The sequence below is a fragment of the Novosphingobium sp. BL-S-34 genome (assembly GCF_056857015.1).
Genome location: NZ_JBXEPV010000003.1, coordinates 622,185 through 639,690, shown reverse-complemented (window position 1 = coordinate 639,690; position 17,506 = coordinate 622,185). Strand labels below are relative to the sequence as shown.

Sequence of the window (17,506 nt, the reverse complement as noted above, 5' to 3'; positions counted from 1 at the left end):
TAGCCAACAAGGCAGCAGCATCAGCGGCAGATTTTTCGCACAACGATCAAAAGAAATGGCGCGAGGTGAAAACTTTGATCGCTCGCGACTCCCGCCTGTCGGCAAAAATATCCGACAGGCGGATATAACCTTGATTATTTCGAGCAAGCGTCATTCTCTTGTCACTCTTCCGATAACACAAAAACGGACGGGGTCTGACAATGGAAAAAGGGGTTCCAATTCGCTCTATCACGCGGTCCATCGCAGCGCTTAAGGCGATCAACCGGCATGGCTCGCTCTCCATGATGGAAATCGCCAAGGCTTCCGAAGTGCCTTATCCGACCGCGTGCCGCATCGTTCAAACTCTGCTATACGAAGGGCTGATCGAACAGGAACCCGCGCGCAAGCGCTACCGCGCGACTGCGATGGTCCAGACACTGGCAACGGGATTCCAGCATGACGACGAGCTCGTCCGGCTCGCCCGGCCGCACATCGTTGGCCTGACCAAGCGGGTCGGTTGGCCGGTCTCCATCGCCATCCGCGTCGGCCGCGAGATGATGCTACGAGACTCCACCCACTCCAACTCGTCGCTGACCTTCGAGCACTATTATCCCGGATTCACTCTGCCGATCCTCGACAGCGCCTCAGGCAAAGTGTCGATGGCCTATGCACCCGATGACGAGCGCGAGATGATCCTGCGTTTCATGCGCGTTTCCCAGGACATCGATCTCAACTACCTCGCCACTGCCGAAGTCAGCCTGGACGTCGACCGCATCCGCGCCGAAGGCTACGCCGTTCAGGGCCGCAATCACTTCAACCTGACGCCGGGCAAGACTTCCTCGGTCTCGGTGCCGATCTTCCGCAACGGGCATTTCGAAGCGGCGATGACCATGGTGTTCTTCGTGGCCGCCATGCGTCTGTCGCAGGCACTCGAACTCTATCTCGACGATCTCAAGGGCACCGCTGCGGCGATCAGCCACGATCTGTCGAACCCCGTGCCAATGGGACATGCCTGAAAAGACCGAGGCCTGAACATAAAACGGGAGGTCCGGCGGACCTCCTGTTAAAGGTCGTACCCACCACGAACATAAGCCAGTTTCAGAGCCGGGCGGTAACCGCCTTGGTCTCGAGGTAGCCGTCTAGTCCTTCCTTTCCGAACTCGCGCCCCCACCCCGACTGGCCATAGCCGCCGAAGGGAATGTTCGTCCCCACCGCGCCGTGGCAGTTGATCGAGACATGGCCCGAGCGGATACGCCGGACCAGCCGATGCGCCGTCGAGATATCCCTCGTCCAGACCGAACCCGAAAGGCCGTAAGGCGTATCGTTGGCCATGGCTGCCAGTTCGTCGAGATCGCTCGTCTCGACTTTCATCACCGCCATGACCGGACCAAAGATCTCCTCCTTCACCAGCGCCATCTCGGGCCGGCAATCGGTATAGATCGTCGGGCGCACGAAGTTGCCCGGACGGTCCAGCCTCTCGCCCCCCGTCACTAGGTTTGCCCCGGCCGCTTCGGCGCCTTCGATATAACTCATGACCTTGGCAGTATGAGCATCCGAAATCATCGGACCCTGCATGGTCGCGGGATCGAGCCCGTGACCGAGTGTCATCGATTCCGCGAAAGCCTTGAGCCCCGCCACCAGTTCGTCATGCACATCGGCATGGGCGAATATCCGGGTGCCGGCCATGCAGTTCTGGCCCTGAAGGAAAAACGTGGCCATTGCCGTGCCCGGCACCGCCAGCGTAAGGTCCGCGTCCGGCATGATCACGACGGGGCTCTTGCCGCCCAGTTCCAGGCTTATTTTCTTGAGATTGCCCAGCGCTGCCGAGACGATCCGGCGACCGGTCGCCGTCGAGCCGGTAAAGGACACCTTGTCGATCCCCGGATGTGCTGCGATCGCCGCCCCGGCATCGCTGCCCAGACCATTGACGATATTCACCACGCCTGCCGGGAAGCCGGCGTCGAGCACCATCTGCCCCAGCGCCAGCACCGAAAGCGGTGTTTCTTCCGAAGGCTTGACCACGACCGTGCATCCCGCCGCCAGCGCCGGCGCGAGCTTGAGGATTGCGGTCGAGAGCGGCACGTTCCACGGCACGATCTGGCCGACCACGCCCACCGGTTCGCGTAAGGTATAGGTCAGCGCCTCAGTCTCGGCGGCAATGTGACGTGGGGGGGCCGTGGTGGTGCCCTCGATCCGCATGATCGCGCCGGCATAGTAGTCGACCATCTCGACGCAGTTCGACGTGGTCAACCCGGCGATGAAGCCCGGCATGCCGTTGTCGAGAATGTCGAGTTGGGTAAGCAGCGTGGCATTCTGCTCCATGATCCGTGCCAACCGGTGCATGAGCGCTGTACGCTCGGCCACCGTCATGCGACCCCACGGCCCTTCGAAGGCACGGCGCGCCGCGGCCACCGCAATGTCGACTTCCGCCGCGCCGCCAGTCTGGACGCGGGTGAGTTCGAGGCCCGTCGCCGGGTCGCGGCTGACCAATTCTCCGCTACCCTCTACCCATTCGCCGCCGATCAGAAGCTGGTGGGTGGCAGCAAGGAAAGCCTCGGTCTCGGGCGCAATGGCATGACCATCGAAACGAAGTGCGCTCATACCGGAACCGTCCTGCAATCGTAGTTGAACAGACCAAGCGATTCCTCGTCCTTGGTACCTTCGAGGCCGAAGAAGTCGGTGTTCTGGCCCTGCATCCGGTCGGCGTTGGCATTGCTTTCGGACTGGATGAAAGTCGCGCGTTCATGGCGCGCGGCTTCGTAACGCTTCAGGCCCTCGCCGATGCTCTCCGACGCCGCCAGCGCGCGGGCGAGAACGATGCCGTCCTCGATGCCGCAGGCCGCGCCGTGGCCAAGAAACGGAGTCATCGCATGGGCGGCGTCGCCGATCAGGGTCACGTTGTCGTCGATGATCCAGCCGGGCAGCGCGGTGCGGGCATTGATCGCCCACTTGTACATCGGCTGCTCGCATGCAGCCGCGATGAGCTTCTGGGCATCGTCGCACCACCCTTCATAGGCCTTGCGGACTTCCTCGGGATCGGCGGGCGTGGTCCAGCCCTCCTCGTTCCAGCCGTCCTGACGCAAGAAAAACACCAGGTTCATCGCTGTCGAACCGCGGATGTTGTAGCGCGTGATCATCGCGCCGGGCCCGATGACAATGCCGGGAAAGTCGGAAAGGTCCTGTAATTCCGGCGTCACCGGCACCAGGCAGCGCCAGGCGATGTGGCCGGTGAAGTGCGGCGGCGTGGTCTCGAACCGCTCGCGGATCACCGATTTCACACCGTCGGCGCCGACGATGAGGTCGCCCGTGACCGTGGAACCATCGACCAGCGTTACGGTGTTGCGCTCGCTGGAAACCACGCCCGCTCTGGTGCGCAAGTCCACGCCGGCGCGCCGCGCGGCACCGAGGAGCACCTCATGTAGGTCGGCGCGGTGGATCGTCACGTAAGGCGCGCCGTACTTGTCACGTTGGTCCGAGCGGTCCTTTGCGACGATGGTGCGCCCGTCCTGCCAATGCTGAATGCGCTGGCGGCTGGGCTCCACGCCGGCGCTCGCGGCTTCCTCGCAAACGCCAATGAAATCGAGGCCTTTCATGGCATTCGGGGAAAGCGTAACGCCCGCCCCGATCTCGCCGAATTCGCGCGCGCTTTCGAGCAGGGTGACCTTGAAGCCCTCCTGCGCGAGCGCGGCGGCCGCGGTCATGCCCGCTATTCCGCCGCCCACAACGACGATCGTCTCGGGCCTAGTGGTTTCCCGGCGCACCACGATCAGCCTTTGGGCTCGAGCTGGCCGGGAATGTGGCTCTCATGGTTCTGGAGATACCACTCGGCAATCTCCTCGCGGGTGGCCCACCAGACGTCCGGGAGCGACTTGGCGTGCTCAATGAACTCGCGCAGTGCGCGCACCCTATGGGCGCGCCCCGAGACGTGCGGGTGCAGGCCCACGTTCATGATCCGCCCGGTCTTGGCCCCCTCGGCATAGAGCACGTCGAGTTCTTCGATCAGCGCATCGCGGAACTGGTCGGTGGTGAAGTTCTTGCGGGTGATGAAGGTGAAGTCGTTGATCTCGTTCGAATAGGGGACCGAGACGATAGGGCCGTTAGGCGTGCGCAGCAGGAACGGCTGGTCGTCGTTCATGATGTCGCAGTAGAACGTGCAGCCTTGCTCGGCGAGAATGTCGGCAGTCTGCATCGTGCCGCGCAGGCTCGAGGAAAGCCAGCCCTTCGACTTGCGCCCGGTGTACTTCTCGAACTGTTCAAGGCTGCGCAGGACGATGTCGCGCTCCTTTTCGGGGTGATGCGCGAAGTTGGTCAGCAGTTCACCCTGCTCCCAGTTGTGGGTCAGCAGTTCCCAGCCGCGTTCGAGCACGGCATCGGTCATCGCCTTGCGTCGCTCGAAAGTCACGGCATTGGTCGTGCAGCTTGCCGGTACGCCCAATTCGTCGAACAGGTCGAACAGGCGCCAGATGCCGACGCGTTGGCCGTATTCACGCCAGGTGAAGTTCGGGAAATCCGGCGTATTGCCTGGCAGAACGTCAGGCAGGATCGCAGGGCCGCCTGCGTAATAGGGCTTGTCGGTATCCTTGGTGAGATCCCAGGTTTCCAGGTTGAATGTCAGGATCAGAGCGACCCTCGCGCCGTTCGGCCACTTGAGAGGCTGGCGCTGCGGGAGGGGAACGTAATCATATTCCATGGGGCAATTCTCGCTTGCGACTTGTTACAGGACCCGAACCATAGTCCAGGCATCCATCCCCACCCCCGCGCCGCGAATCTCCGACTTGCGATCAATCACATGTCGGGTTCGGTTAAACCAGGGACGGCACTTCATGGCATTCACATACCAAGGACTTCAAGAGCGACACGCTCGGACGATTCCAAGGCCCCTTCCAGGCCGCGCGCGCCGGTCGCCGTGTGTTCCCCGCAGAAGAACAGGTTGCCGGCCGGTTTTGCCATCTGGTCCATCCAGCCGACCTGCCCCGGCGCGATGTAGGAAAAATCGCCTATGTTGAACTTTTCCTGCGACCAGCTGAAATACGAATGCGCAGCGAGCTTTCCCTTTGCGGCGGGCCTCAGTGTCTCGATCCGGGCGACTACCATCGCTTTGACAGCCTCGGCGCCCATGCGGTCCCAATAATTGGCAAGGTTGGCGCGCGCCTGGACGATGAAGCCAGTGACTTGCTGTGAATCTTCGCCGTAACGCTGGGGGATGACGTTGCCAAGCACACCATCGGTCCACATGCCCGGTGAGAGCCCGTCCTGTTCCCAGAACGGGCTTTCCGCCGTAACAAAGACCATCGAGATAGGCTGATAGCCAAGCTGCGCCACCGCCTGCGCTTGAATGCCGGACAGGCCGGGCTCGACGGTTACGTTGCGCAGGGCCGAGAACGGCAGCGAGCAGATCACCTTGGGCGCCGAGAACGCAGAACCATCGGCGCAGTGGACGGTCACCTTGCCGCTGTCCTGCCGGATCGCCACGATCTCGCGGCCGAGCAACAGGTCGCCTTTCATCTGCTTGGCCAGTGCCATCGGCATCAGCAGGTTGCCGCCCTTGACCGCAAATGACTTCGGCCCCGCAGCGATCTGGGCCTTTACGAAACCGTCGTTGTACTCGCTGAGCAGCGCCGAGACGTCGTAGGCGTTCATGCCGTAATAGGGCGCGATATCGTAAGCGAGGTGGATCGCTTGATCCGACAGTCCCTGCTGACGCAGAAACTCGTGGAGCGAAATGTCGAGCTTCGCATTGACCGGGTCATGCCACGAGTTCCAGTCCGCCAGCCGGGTTTTCTGTGCGACCAGCATCGGCACCAGTTCGCTGGGAAGCACCGACTTCAAAGCCTCGGGGAAAGGATTACTGGGAAACTTCGCCCATTCCTCACGGGTGAGCGCGGTATCGCCGATAAAGAGAAGGCTCGGCGGGCCGATCCGATAGCGCGCGCCCACTTCCTGCATGGCGACACCCGCGCGCGTTGCGATATCGAGACCTCGGCCGTAGCCCTCGCCCATCGAATTGAAGCCCATCTCGGGATAGCCGGGCTGATCCAGCAGCGTCATGATCCGCCCGCCGACGCGATTGCGGCCTTCGATGACGGTCACCTTGAGGCCCTGTTCCTCCAGCAGCCACGCCGCCTGGAGCCCGGAAATGCCGGCGCCCAGGATCAGCACGTCTGGTTCACCGGCCCGTGCCGCACCGACCTTCCCGCTCGCCGGCTTCGCGGCGGCCCCCAGCGGCAGGCCGGATGCCATCGCTCCCAAACCGAACACCGCCGCACCCAGCGTGAACTTGCGCCTGTCGATCACCATGCGTGCCTGCTCCTCTTCGTCATCGGCCGGTCCCAGGGCAAGAAGCCGGAATCGGCCGGATCGGCGAACGCTTCATCGATACAGACGGCCACGAGCCTTCGCGACGGATCGGCAGGGATGCCCATCAGGCGGATAGTCCTGTCCGAAAACGCTCAACGTGGAGGCAGTTCGGGACCGGTGCGTTCCTGCTCGGCCGGGTCGGTCTCGACAAGATTGACGAAGACCCCGTCACAATCGCGAATGCAGACTTCAAGCTGCGCGCGGTGTTCCATCGTGAAAAGACTCGGCTCCGGCGCCCAGATCGCGCCCAGGTGCCGCAGTTCGCTCACTGTCGCGGCAATGTTGGCGACGTAGAATACCAGTGCCACCTCGCCGATTCGCGCCGGACCGCTCGCAAGCGGCACTTCTTCGGCCGCGATACCGTCCGCGAGTTGGAACAGGCCGATCATCCCGAAGTTCGGTCCCGGACGCTTGACGATGCGAATGTCGAAAGGGCGCGGATCGTCGAAGCCAAGGATTGCCATCGCCGAAGGATGATCGAGCCGTCCCTCGAAATAGGTCTCCGTCAGGCCGATCGCACGGTAGAACCGGGTCGCGCGGTCAAGATCACGGACGAACAAGGTTGCCCGGATGAGGGCGGAACCGGGATGATCCTGCATAACCGAAAAATCCTCTTTTGCTGGCTCCTCCCGGTCTGACGCGGACACGTTCGCCGACACAGCCTGGGCGACGCGCATGGCCGACAGGTGGAGAGCAGGCTCACTCATGGCTTGAGTCCGGCATCCCCTGCTGCGCAGAACACGTTCCAGGTTGAACGAGGAGTTTTCGATGGTTCGCCGGATAAAGGGCCGGATCTCCTACTTGCGCGAAGGCGTGGAGACAGGACGCGAATGGTTCGAGCGTATCGCGCATGCCGGCACCGATGCGGTGACCCTGCGGGCGTACTGCGAAATGGACGACGTCGGCCTCACCCGCGACGTCACTTATTTCCTCGACAGTGGCTTGCGACCGCTGGACGCCTTCTGCCGGGTCACCACCCATGGCACGGTAACCGGGACTGCCCTGTTCCTTTGCGATGACACGGCCGTCCACTGCGAAGCGCGCACCAATGCGCTTGGGCGCCTCTCCCAGACGTGGCCCTCTAACGGCCCGGCGTCCTATCTCGGCCTTCACCCGCTAGTGGGCGACGCCCTCGTCGCGCCGCGCCGGGGGGCCTCGCGCCACGGCGAATTCCTGCCGGTGCAGGGCGTGACCAATTCGATCTCGCCCAATGGCGATCAGGGGCTTCACGCCATGCCTGTGACGATCGACGCGGCCTGGCTCGGCCGAGAGAACGTGACCGTCCCGGCCGGCACGTTCGACGCGGATCGTTATGCCTTGCGCTGGCATCCCGACTGGCCGCCCGCGAACCTCTGGGTCTGCGGCCCGCAGGCGCTTTTTGTCCAGCTGAGCTGGGACATGGTGGGCGCCCGCTACGAACTCGTTGAGCTTTCCCAGGATACCTGACCGCAGGTCACCGGCAGGCGGACAAAGCCCGGCAATGCGGCAAGGATCTCGCTGGCCTTTGGCAGGCACATGACGCAAGACACGCCCTGCCCCCAAGAGGTGACGACCCATGACCCCCTGCCAGTTCCCCCCCAAGCCCGTGACCCGGCGCGGCTATGCCGACGGGCCGTTTGGGCAGGTGCATTTTCAGAGCTTCGGCGAAGGCATACCGCTACTGCTGCTCCACCAGGCACCGATGACGTCCTCGCAGTTCGATTACGTCTACGAACCGCTCGCCCGGCGGGGCTTGCGCGCCATCGGCGTCGACATGCCCGGCTTCGGCGGTTCCGATCCGACACCGGACACCCCCACTATCGCCGACTATGCGGAAGTGGTGCCGGCCGTGCTCGATGCTCTGGGACTGGAGAAGGCGGCGATCCTGGGCCACCACACCGGCGCGCTCGCCGCGACCGAAGCCGCCGTGCTGTTTCCCTCGCGTGTCAGCGCCCTCGTCATCAACGGTCCTTTGCTGGTCGACGAGGCCGGCCTGCGTGAATTCATGGAAGGCCTCCACAAAAGCGAGAAGGCTTTCCATGCCGAACCGGAAGCCCGCCATATCGTCCATATCTTCAAGGTGCGCGACTGGATGGCAAAAGGCGCGATCCCACCGGAGCGCCTCACCGACTATGCGGTACAGGCGCTGGCTGGCCGGGGTGCCTATTGGTGGGGCCACCACGCGGCTTTCACATACGATCAGGCCGCGCGACTGCCGCTAGTCACCCAGCCCGCGCTGATCCTCACGAATACCGGCGATGTGATCCACGACCACGCGCCTGCCGCCCATGCCCTTCGCCCAGACTTCGCTTACGCGGCCCTCGAAGGCAGCGGAGTGGATATTGTCGATGAGCAACCGGAAGTCTGGGCCGAGGCAGTGGCGGCGTTCCTCGCCTCGCTGGGAAATGGTCTCCTGGCGGATAGTCCGGCCTGATTTACGGACGCCCGAACCCGCGTTGTTACGAGGGAGCCTGGGCTGTCATGCCGCCCCCTGGTGAAAGGACCGAGAAGACGTGCCGTCACTGCGCCGCATTCGCCCCGCCGCTCTTGCAGCGACACTTATTCTCGCGGCGATACCACCTGCCGCCGCTCAGCCCGCCGCCTCTCCTGCAGCGACCGCGCCGGCCCATCCCTGGCTGACGGTCGCTCAGCTGCGCAAACTCTATTCCGACAATCAGAGCCGCTTCACGACCGTGGGCGGCCTTTCCATCCACTACAAGGACGAAGGCCCGCGCGGCGCGCCGGTGCTGCTCATGGTCCACGGCTCCGAAAGCAGCCTGCGCACCTGGGACCGGATCACGCAAGCGCTCAAGGCCCGCTACCGCGTAATACGCTTCGACCTGCCGGGCTACGGCCTCTCTGATGGGGCCACCGATGCGGCGGCAAAGGCGCTTGTTCCCACCGACGTGCCAATCGCGCTGCTGGATAAGCTGGGCATTAAGAAGGTCACTTTCATCGGCGTCTCCAGCGGCGGCACCATGGGCATGTACTTGGCGGCCCGGCGGCCGGATATGGTCGAGCGGCTAATTCTGTCCAACACGCCCTCCGACCCGGTCGACACCAGCCACCTCGTCATGCCCAAGGCTTTTCTCGACGCGCAGGCACGCGCCAAGGAGACCGGCTTTCGGGATCAAGACTTCTGGAACCAGTTCCTGAGCTACTTCGCAGGCGATGCCACCCGCATCTCCGCACAGACGCGCAAGGAATATTACGATTTCTATCGCCGCGTCCCCGAGAAGAACCTGATTGCGCTCATCGCCCGCATCGGCGACGGCAAGCAGGCCGCGATCGAAATGGCCAAGGTCGACAAGCCGACCTTTCTGATCTGGGGCGGCGCCGATCCGCTGCTGCCGGAATCGGCGGTTACCGCGATTACCCGCTATCTCTCGCACGCGCAGATTTCCAAGATCGTCATGCCGGACGTCGGCCATTATCCTCCGCTGGAAGTACCGGACCGCTTCGCCCGGCTCATCGCCGCCTACGTCGAGGCCGGAACACCGAAGCTGGCGCAGTAACCGAAACGGGTGTGCGAATGGCCGCTGTTCGGAGACTGTGCCGCCGCAGGACCTCGCCGCGCTCCATTCAGCCTAAGCGGTGACCATGACCGCACCGCGCACGCTTTACGAAAAGCTGTGGGACAGCCATGTCGTCGCCGAACTGCCCGGCGGCGACAGCCTGCTCTACATCGACCGCCACATCGTCCACGAAGTTTCCAGCCCGCAGGCTTTCGTCGCCATGCGAGAGAGCGGCCGCAAGCTGCGCCGCCCGGAAACCCATCTAGGTGTCGCCGACCACGCAGTGCCGACACGGATGCGCGGCGGCGAGATTCCCGATCCGCAGGCACGCGCGCAAGTGGCCGAGTTGGAAGACAACGTCACCGCGTTCGGCGTGCCTTATGCAGACCTCGATGGACCGGAACAGGGCATCGTCCACGTCATTGGTCCGGAAACCGGCTTCACCCTGCCCGGCACCACGGTGGTCTGCGGCGACAGTCACACGACCACCCACGGTGCCTTCGGCGCGCTGGCCTTCGGAATCGGCGCGAGCGAGCAAGGCACCGTCATGGCGGCTCAGGCCCTCCCGCAAGGCAAGGCGCGGACGATGAAAGTCGAGCTGGTGGGCGAGCGGCACCCGCTGATCGACGCCAAAGACATCGCGCTCGCGCTGATCGCGAAGATCGGAGCGCACGGGGCGGTCGGCCATGCAGTGGAATACGTCGGCCCCGCGATCGCCGGCATGGCCATGTCCGAGCGCATGACCTTGTGCAACATGACCATCGAGGCGGGTAGCCGCATGGGACTGGTGGCACCGGACCTCGTGACTTTCGGCTACCTCGAAGGCCGCCGCCTTGCGCCTAAAGGCGACGCCTGGCATGCCGCCACGGCCTATTGGCGCACACTCGCCAGCGATCCGGGTGCGACTTATGACGCCGTTGTCACGCTCGACCTCGCACGGATCGAACCACAGGTGAGCTGGGGCACCAGTCCCAACCAGACCCTGCCGATCGGCGCGCGTGTTCCCAGCCCTGCCACCATCGCCGACGCCTCCGAGCGGCGCGAGACCGAAAAGGCGCTTGCCTACATGGGCCTAGAGGCAGGCCAGCGGCTGTCCAGCATCGCCATCGATCATGTCTTCATAGGCTCCTGCACCAATGGCCGCATCGAAGACTTGCGCGCCGCCGCCCGCATCGCGCAGGGCCGCAAGGTGGCCGCCGGCGTGCGCGCCCTCGTCGTGCCCGGCTCCGCCGCCACCCGCACGCAAGCCGAAGCCGAAGGACTGGACAAGGTGTTCCGCGATGCCGGGTTCGAGTGGCGCTTCGCCGGCTGTTCGATGTGCGTGGCCATGAACGAGGACCGCCTCGCACCTGGTGAGCGCTGTGCCAGCACTTCCAACCGCAACTTCGAGGGACGGCAGGGCCCTGGCGGACGCACGCACCTGATGAGCCCGGCTATGGCCGCCGCCGCCGCCGTTTCCGGCCATCTTGCCGACGTGAGGGACTTCGCCTGATGCCCCAGCAACCTTTCGCGACCGTCTCGGGCCTTGCCGCCGCGATGCGCGAGGAAAACATCGACACCGACATCATCTTCCCCGCACGCTTCTTGCTGATCACGGCGCGCGCCGGACTCGGCGACTATGCTTTTCATGACCGCCGTTTCGATGCGAGCGGTGTCGAAGTGCCGGGCTACGTGCTCAATGCCGCGCCCTTCCGGGATGCGCCGGTGATTGTGGCAGGCGCCAACTTCGGCTCGGGCTCTAGCCGCGAACAGGCGGTCTGGGCACTCTTGGGGCGCGGCACCCGCGCGGTGATCTCGTCAAGCTTCGGCGAAATTTTCTACTCCAATTGCCTGCGCAACGGCGTGGTCCCGGTCCTGCTGCCCGAAGCGGATGTCTCCCCCCTGATGGACGCGGCGGAGAGTGGCGCCACCTTCACCGTCGACCTCGAAGCGCAGGAACTGCGCGTCGAGGGGAAGCCACTCTATAGCTTCGAAGTCCCGCCCGAACGCCGCATGGCGATGCTGAAGGGCTGGGACGAGACCGACCAGATCGTCAACCAGTACAGCGCCGATATCGACGCCTTCGAACAGCGCCAGCGCAGCGCGCAACCGTGGCTTTACCAAGAGGAACCCAATCGATGAGCAGCGATGAAGATCTGCTGGCCAACTACCGCAAGGCATACGACAATCGGGTAGGCTTCGGATCCCGCCCCGCGCTCATCCTGATCGACTTCTGCCAGGCCTATTTCGAGCCCGGCAATGCGCTCTATTCCGAAGTGGACGCGGCTTTGGAATCGGCCCTGCGCCTGCGCGCCGCAGCCCGCGCGGCAGCTGTACCGGTGGTGCTCACCAATGTGGTCTACCATCCCACCGGTTTCGACGGCGGCAGGTTCTTCGAGAAGGCCATGCCGCTGAAGAACTTCCTCAAGGGCAGCCCGATGGGCGCCTTTGGGCCGGGGCTTGAACCGTTCGACGACGAACTGGTGGTTTCCAAGCAATACCCCAGCGCCTTCTTCGGCACCTCGCTCGCCTCCACGTTGACGGCGGCGGGGATCGACAGCGTCATCCTGACCGGCCTCACCACCTCCGGCTGCGTGCGGGCAAGCTGTGTCGATGCCATGAGCCATGGTTTCCGCACCGCCGTCGTCGCCGAAGCTTGCGGAGACCGCCATGCCGCCCCGCACGAGGCCAACCTGTTCGACATGAATGCCAAGTATGCCGATGTCGTCAGCGAGGAGGAAGCCCTGGTCTTCATCGACAGCCTGAAAGGCTGACAGGCTCTCCACCGGGTGGACAGAGCGCTGCCCGGCCTGCTCGCGCGGGGATGATTGCCCTTTAGCGTCGGGCCATGACCGAACTCTTTTGCAAGACAGACCGCCTTGCGGGCCGTACCGGCCACGTCACCGGTGCCGGGCTCGGCATCGGCCGCGCCTGCGCCATCCGCTTTGCCTAGGAAGGCGCGCGGCTTGTCCTCACTGACATCGACGCCGACCGCCTCGCCCGTACTCGCGCCATGATCGCGCCCCGCGTGCGAGGTCCGGCTTCATCCCGCCAACGTGACGAACGAGCCTGCCGTCACCACGCTCGCGGCTGCGGTCCATGCCTTCAGGCCGGTAGAGATTCTCGACCAAAATGTGGGCGGCGGGCGGGCGGGGCGGATATGAGCGCTTTCGGTCGACGACAAGGGTCCCACCATGCGCCTCGGCCTGCGATGTATCTGTGCACCCACGCTTTCCTGACCGGCAGATCGAGCGCGGCTATGGGCAGATCGCCTGCCTCTCGTCCGGCGCGTGCAACGGCGCGGTGTGGAACGCACTGCACATGCGCGCCTGCGCCTATTCCACCGCTAAAGCCGGCGTCATACGCTTCGTGCGCGATCTTGCCATCGAACTGGGGGACATCGGCGTCACCAGACACGCGGTCGCGCCCGGCCCCATCGATACCGAACTGGCCGGCCCTTTCTTGCGCCGCATAGAGGCGAAGGGTCTTGATTACAGTCCATTTCGGACGGTTCCCATGCGCCGTCCAGGCCTGTGAGCGAGGGTGGCCGGGGCCTTGCCCCACCTCTGCTCGGACGAGGCCAGCTACGTCACCGGCACCACGCTCGACGTTGCGGGCGGCCGCTGAGGCACCCTCCCACATCCGACAGGCGAACACGCATCAAATTCGGCGTCATTCTGACGAGACTCAAGTAAATCTATCACTGACAAAAAAGTCGCAAACCGCCCAAGCGTATAAAAACAAACAAACAAGGGATGAGATTTTTTACGGAAGATTCGCCAAACAAGGGCGATTCAACCGAACACCTACAATATACACGAAATACAAGAAAATAAAATAAAGCGATTTCGGCATCTAATTATAACGAGACGCATACGCGCCTTCCCGATGCCTAAAAAATAACCGTTCAAAGCAGCAGGGACTCAATTTGAAGCGACGCGCCCCGCGCGTCCTTCGATCAGCATTGAGGGAAAACATGACTGGCAATTCTTCAACGATCCGTCTCGCTTCCACGCTTTCCACCATGGCGCTCGTCGCAGGCATGACCTGGGCGACACCGGCCCTCGCCGACGCGCCCGAAGGCGCCGGCGGCGACATCATCGTCACCGCCCGCAAGACCGGCGAGGACATCCTCAAGGTTCCCGTCACGGTGACCGCGATCACTTCGGAGACTTCTCGATGCCAAGGGCATCGTCTCGGTCACCGACATGGCCGCCTCAACCCCTGGCATCAACGTCAATAACAGCTCTTCCGGCCACGCCGACCGCTCGTTCCAGCAGGTCGTGATGCGCGGCATGACGCCCTCGACGACACTGGCCACCACGACGTCGATGTTCATCGACGGTGTCGCCGTCTCCTCGCCCTCGCAGCTCAGCGCGATCAGCGATCCCGAGCGCGTCGAGATCATCAAGGGCCCGCAGAGCGCCTACTTCGGCCGCAACACTTTCGCCGGCGCGATCAACGTCGTGACCAAGGTGCCCGGCAACGAGTGGGGCGGCGAAATGCTTGGCATGCTCGGCACACGCGACAACTGGCGTCTGCGCGGATCGATCGAAGGGCCGATCATCGAAGACCTGATCTCGTTCCGGGTAAGCGGCGAGAAATATTCCAAGAACGGCTCGTGGAAGAACCAGGACGGCGTGACGCTGGGTGACCAGTCGACCAAGAGCGGTTCGATCCTCTTTGCGATCACTCCCTCGCCGGACGTCACGATCAAGTTGTTCGGCATGCTTAGCGAGGACAAGGACGGCCCGGCCGCCCAGACCCGCCTCTATGCCTATGACGTGAAGGCAGCCGATGGGTCCACCGTCGTGCAAAGCCAGTCGAACTGCACATTAACCGGCGACACGCGCGGCGTGCTCAACCCCGCGACCGGCCTGCCCGCCGGAGCGCCGGTGCAGAACCCGTACTTCTGCGGCACCATCCCGACCATGGCCAACCCGGTCACAGCAAACGTCACCAACACCGACTTCATTCGCCAGTTCCTCAACATCGGCACCAACCGCATCGTCGATCCGTCCGAGGGCGTCCAGGGCTACGGCCTGCTCCGCCGCACCAAACATGCCCATGCCACGCTGGACTGGGACATCACCGATGGCCTGACCGCCTCCGCGCTCGCCGGCTACAACCGCGAAGTCTGGACCACGCTGATCGATCTGGACGGATACGACGGCACAGCGCTGACCGGCCCTTACGGCCAGGGTTACTTCGACTATCCCTACCTGATCGAGCGCAAGATCGACGACTTTTCCGTCGAAGGGCGCCTGTCCTACACCTCGGGTCGGTTCCGCGGCGTCGCGGGCGTAAGCTACCTCAGCGCCGACCAGCTCCAGGGCCTGGGTGGCGGTACCGGAGCTCTCACTGCGGCAAGTCTGTCGCCGGGTGGCCTCAGCCGCAACAAGACCACGGGGTTCTTCTTCGGTGCGACCTACGACCTTACCGACACGATCTCGGCCAGCTTCGAAGGCCGCTATCAGATCGACCAGCTACAGGCTTTCGCCCGTCCTGCCGGTTTGAACGTGCTTTCCAGCGCCTTCATCCCCTCCGGCTTCTATACCGGCGGCTCCCTGGTCGCGAGCGCGAAGTACAAGAACTTCACTCCGCGCGCGATCGTCAACTGGCAGATCAATCCCGACACGATGGTCTACGCATCCTGGGCCAAGGGTGTGAACCCGGCACAGTTCAACACCAATATCCTGTCGCAGGCCGCATCCGTTCAGCAGGCCGCGGCCGATGCCGGCGGGCAGCTGGCTATCGAGCCGGAAAAGATCACGAACTACGAGATCGGTCTCAAGGGCCGCATCGGATCGACCGTGCGCTACTCCTTCGCTGCCTACTATGCCCAGTGGCGCAACCAGATCAATTCGACCATCATCGTTGCACCCGATGCGACGCAACCGACCGGCTTCAGCTTCGTCACCGCTTCGATGAATGCGGGTTCGGTAAATCTGCGTGGTATCGAGGGTGAAGTGTCCTGGCGCCCAACCGATTTCGTGACGATCGACGCCGCCGGTGCGATCAACGACTCGGACATCAAGTCGTTCGCCAGTTCCACAGTCAGCTCTCTGTCCGGCATCTACGACTATTCCGGCAAGGAGATGAAAAATACCTCCAAGTACTCGGCCAATGTCGGCATCCAGGTCGGTACCGAAATCTCCGGGTGGGACGACGGTAGCTGGTTCGTCCGGGGCGACTGGAACTTCAAGTCGGGCGTCTGGTCGAACGAGGCGAACCTGGCGCGTACGCCCGACCTTCACCTGTTCAACGGTCGCGCGGGCATCAAGCACGGCAACATCTCGCTCGAGGTGTTCGTGAACAACATTTTCAACAACAAGACACCCCTTACGGTTTCGGACAACTACGTCCTTTCGCCCGGCTTCCCTTACTCGGCGCGGACTTCGGCGCTGATGCTGGGTCTGGGTGAGCTGCGCACCGCAGGCGTGCAGGCCAAGATCAGGTTCTGATCCCGAAAAGGGCTGAATGAAAGGAAAAGAGCCGGGTGCGAAAGCACCCGGCTCTTTCTCGTTCGTTCGTAATACGGTGCAAACAACCGGCGCTGACTGTGCAATCCCCGTTCAGGCGGGCGGGGGTGGATCGATCGCATCGGTCGCCGAATTGGCACGGGCGGAGGCCTTGACCCGGTCGATCAGCGCTATCAGCCGGGCCGCGTCGTGCCCGGTCGGGCAGCGATGGGTCTCCCCGCGCACGGCCCGCACGAATTCGACGAGCTGATCCGTGAAATAGTGCCCCAGCGCCCGCCCGCCCATCGCGCGCGGATTGACCAGTACGCCTGCCGGCGGGGTCACGAGCACCTCCCCGTTCCAGCTGAGGATCTCGCCGTGCTCGATCTCCAGCACGCCCTTATCGAAATGGAGCACCTTGCGATCGAGCAGCGAAGGCTGATTGTAAGAAATGTGGACGCTCGCCATGCGGCGGCCAGGATAGGCCATGAGAATCATCGCCTCATCCTCGCCCTGCCAGCTGGACTGGTGACGCGCAGCCTCGGCATGGACACGAACCGGATCATCGTCCCCCATGACAAGCTGAACGAAGTCGAGCGAATGCGGCGCGAAAAGCGAAAGGATCAAGCCTTCCTCGGGCTTGCGCTCTGCCCACCAGGGCGCCTGCGGGCCGTCCCACTTCACGCAGGAAGACACTTCCACTGCGCGCAGGCGGCCGAAGCGCTCGCGGTTGTCAGTGATATGGCGAACGGCAGCGTTATGGCGGAAGGTATGCCCGGCCGCCAGCACCAGCCCCCGCGCCTCGGCCTCGCGCGCCAGCATGGCGGCCTCGTCGCCGGTTTCGGCCACGGGCTTCTCGACGAGGACATGGCGCCCTGCCCACAGCGCCGCAAGCGACTGCTCGGCGTGGAGTGCGTTGGGTGTGGCGATCAGCACCGCGTCCACCTCAGGCAATGCCAAAGCCTGCTCCAGAGAGCGGAGCGCCAATGCGCCAAGCGGCGCAGCAGCGACCTGCGCGGCGGCAAGATCGGCATCCACGGTTGCGACAAGGCGAAGCTGCCCCGGCAGCGCAGCGACAGCGGCAAGATGTGCGCTGGAAATGCGACCACAGCCGATCACGGCGATCCCCAGCGGGGGGAAGTCTCGGGCTGAATTCGTCAGGTCGGTCATGCACGCGTTCCGTCGTTTTTTGATGATCCCGCCAGGAGTCCGCCGCAGCTCCCACGATGACACGTG

General features: G+C 63.7%; 16 protein-coding genes. 10 read left to right on the top strand and 6 right to left on the bottom strand.

What is annotated here, in order from left to right; genetic code table 11:
* Positions 1-200: 200 nt before the first annotated feature.
* Positions 201-995, top strand: coding sequence for an IclR family transcriptional regulator domain-containing protein (locus AC1VV3_RS25665; protein WP_147220805.1), 795 nt, complete (start codon positions 201-203; stop codon positions 993-995).
* An 82-nt stretch (positions 996-1,077) separates the two neighbouring features.
* On the opposite strand, the gene AC1VV3_RS25660 is transcribed toward AC1VV3_RS25665, so the two are convergent.
* The 5 genes from AC1VV3_RS25660 to AC1VV3_RS25640 all read right to left on the bottom strand — a co-directional run bounded on the left by AC1VV3_RS25660 (position 1,078) and on the right by AC1VV3_RS25640 (position 7,013).
* A complete protein-coding gene (locus AC1VV3_RS25660; protein ID WP_482963267.1) occupies positions 1,078-2,580 on the bottom strand; it encodes an aldehyde dehydrogenase family protein in 1,503 nt (500 codons plus the stop codon).
* A complete protein-coding gene (locus AC1VV3_RS25655; RefSeq protein ID WP_482963672.1) occupies positions 2,577-3,701 on the bottom strand; it encodes an FAD-dependent monooxygenase in 1,125 nt (374 codons plus the stop codon). Before AC1VV3_RS25655 ends, AC1VV3_RS25660 begins: the two co-directional genes overlap by 4 nt.
* Before the next feature lie 44 nt (positions 3,702-3,745).
* Positions 3,746-4,669 (bottom strand): polysaccharide deacetylase family protein, encoded by a 924-nt coding sequence (locus tag AC1VV3_RS25650; RefSeq protein WP_465128460.1) that lies wholly within the window; start codon positions 4,667-4,669, stop codon positions 3,746-3,748.
* 140 nt (positions 4,670-4,809) lie between these two features.
* Positions 4,810-6,219, bottom strand: coding sequence for a flavin monoamine oxidase family protein (locus tag AC1VV3_RS25645; protein WP_482963671.1), 1,410 nt, complete (start codon positions 6,217-6,219; stop codon positions 4,810-4,812).
* Between the two features lie 209 nt (positions 6,220-6,428).
* The gene (locus AC1VV3_RS25640; protein WP_482963266.1) at positions 6,429-7,013 is read right to left on the bottom strand and encodes a VOC family protein; all 585 of its coding nucleotides are present in this window, start codon (positions 7,011-7,013) and stop codon (positions 6,429-6,431) included.
* Positions 7,014-7,104: 91 nt separating this feature from the next.
* Here AC1VV3_RS25640 and AC1VV3_RS25635 point away from each other — a divergent pair, with 91 nt between their 5' ends.
* The 9 genes from AC1VV3_RS25635 (at position 7,105) to AC1VV3_RS25595 (ending at position 16,273) form a co-directional block, all read left to right on the top strand.
* A complete protein-coding gene (locus tag AC1VV3_RS25635; RefSeq protein ID WP_482963265.1) occupies positions 7,105-7,782 on the top strand; it encodes a hypothetical protein in 678 nt (225 codons plus the stop codon).
* Positions 7,783-7,891: 109 nt separating this feature from the next.
* On the top strand, positions 7,892-8,749 hold the full coding sequence (locus AC1VV3_RS25630; protein WP_482963264.1) for an alpha/beta fold hydrolase: 858 nt from the start codon (positions 7,892-7,894) through the stop codon (positions 8,747-8,749).
* A gap of 79 nt (positions 8,750-8,828) precedes the next feature.
* Positions 8,829-9,830 (top strand): alpha/beta fold hydrolase, encoded by a 1,002-nt coding sequence (locus tag AC1VV3_RS25625; protein ID WP_482963263.1) that lies wholly within the window; start codon positions 8,829-8,831, stop codon positions 9,828-9,830.
* 85 nt (positions 9,831-9,915) lie between these two features.
* Positions 9,916-11,322 (top strand): 3-isopropylmalate dehydratase large subunit, encoded by a 1,407-nt coding sequence (gene leuC / locus AC1VV3_RS25620; RefSeq protein WP_482963262.1) that lies wholly within the window; start codon positions 9,916-9,918, stop codon positions 11,320-11,322.
* Positions 11,322-11,951 carry a 3-isopropylmalate dehydratase small subunit gene (gene leuD, locus AC1VV3_RS25615; RefSeq protein ID WP_482963261.1) on the top strand — a complete coding sequence of 210 codons (630 nt, stop codon included), beginning with the start codon at positions 11,322-11,324 and terminating at the stop codon, positions 11,949-11,951. The genes leuC and leuD overlap by 1 nt, the downstream gene beginning before the upstream one ends.
* On the top strand, positions 11,948-12,583 hold the full coding sequence (locus AC1VV3_RS25610; protein ID WP_482963260.1) for an isochorismatase family protein: 636 nt from the start codon (positions 11,948-11,950) through the stop codon (positions 12,581-12,583). The genes leuD and AC1VV3_RS25610 overlap by 4 nt, the downstream gene beginning before the upstream one ends.
* A gap of 445 nt (positions 12,584-13,028) precedes the next feature.
* On the top strand, positions 13,029-13,346 hold the full coding sequence (locus tag AC1VV3_RS25605) for an SDR family oxidoreductase (RefSeq protein ID WP_482963259.1): 318 nt from the start codon (positions 13,029-13,031) through the stop codon (positions 13,344-13,346).
* A gap of 439 nt (positions 13,347-13,785) precedes the next feature.
* Complete coding sequence (locus AC1VV3_RS25600; RefSeq protein ID WP_482963258.1) at positions 13,786-14,052, top strand: hypothetical protein; 267 nt, start codon at positions 13,786-13,788, stop codon at positions 14,050-14,052.
* A complete protein-coding gene (locus AC1VV3_RS25595) occupies positions 14,018-16,273 on the top strand; it encodes a TonB-dependent receptor (RefSeq protein WP_482963257.1) in 2,256 nt (751 codons plus the stop codon). The genes AC1VV3_RS25600 and AC1VV3_RS25595 overlap by 35 nt, the downstream gene beginning before the upstream one ends.
* A 111-nt stretch (positions 16,274-16,384) precedes the next feature.
* On the opposite strand, the gene AC1VV3_RS25590 is transcribed toward AC1VV3_RS25595, so the two are convergent.
* Complete coding sequence (locus AC1VV3_RS25590; protein ID WP_482963256.1) at positions 16,385-17,440, bottom strand: Gfo/Idh/MocA family protein; 1,056 nt, start codon at positions 17,438-17,440, stop codon at positions 16,385-16,387.
* Positions 17,441-17,506 lie beyond the last annotated feature (66 nt).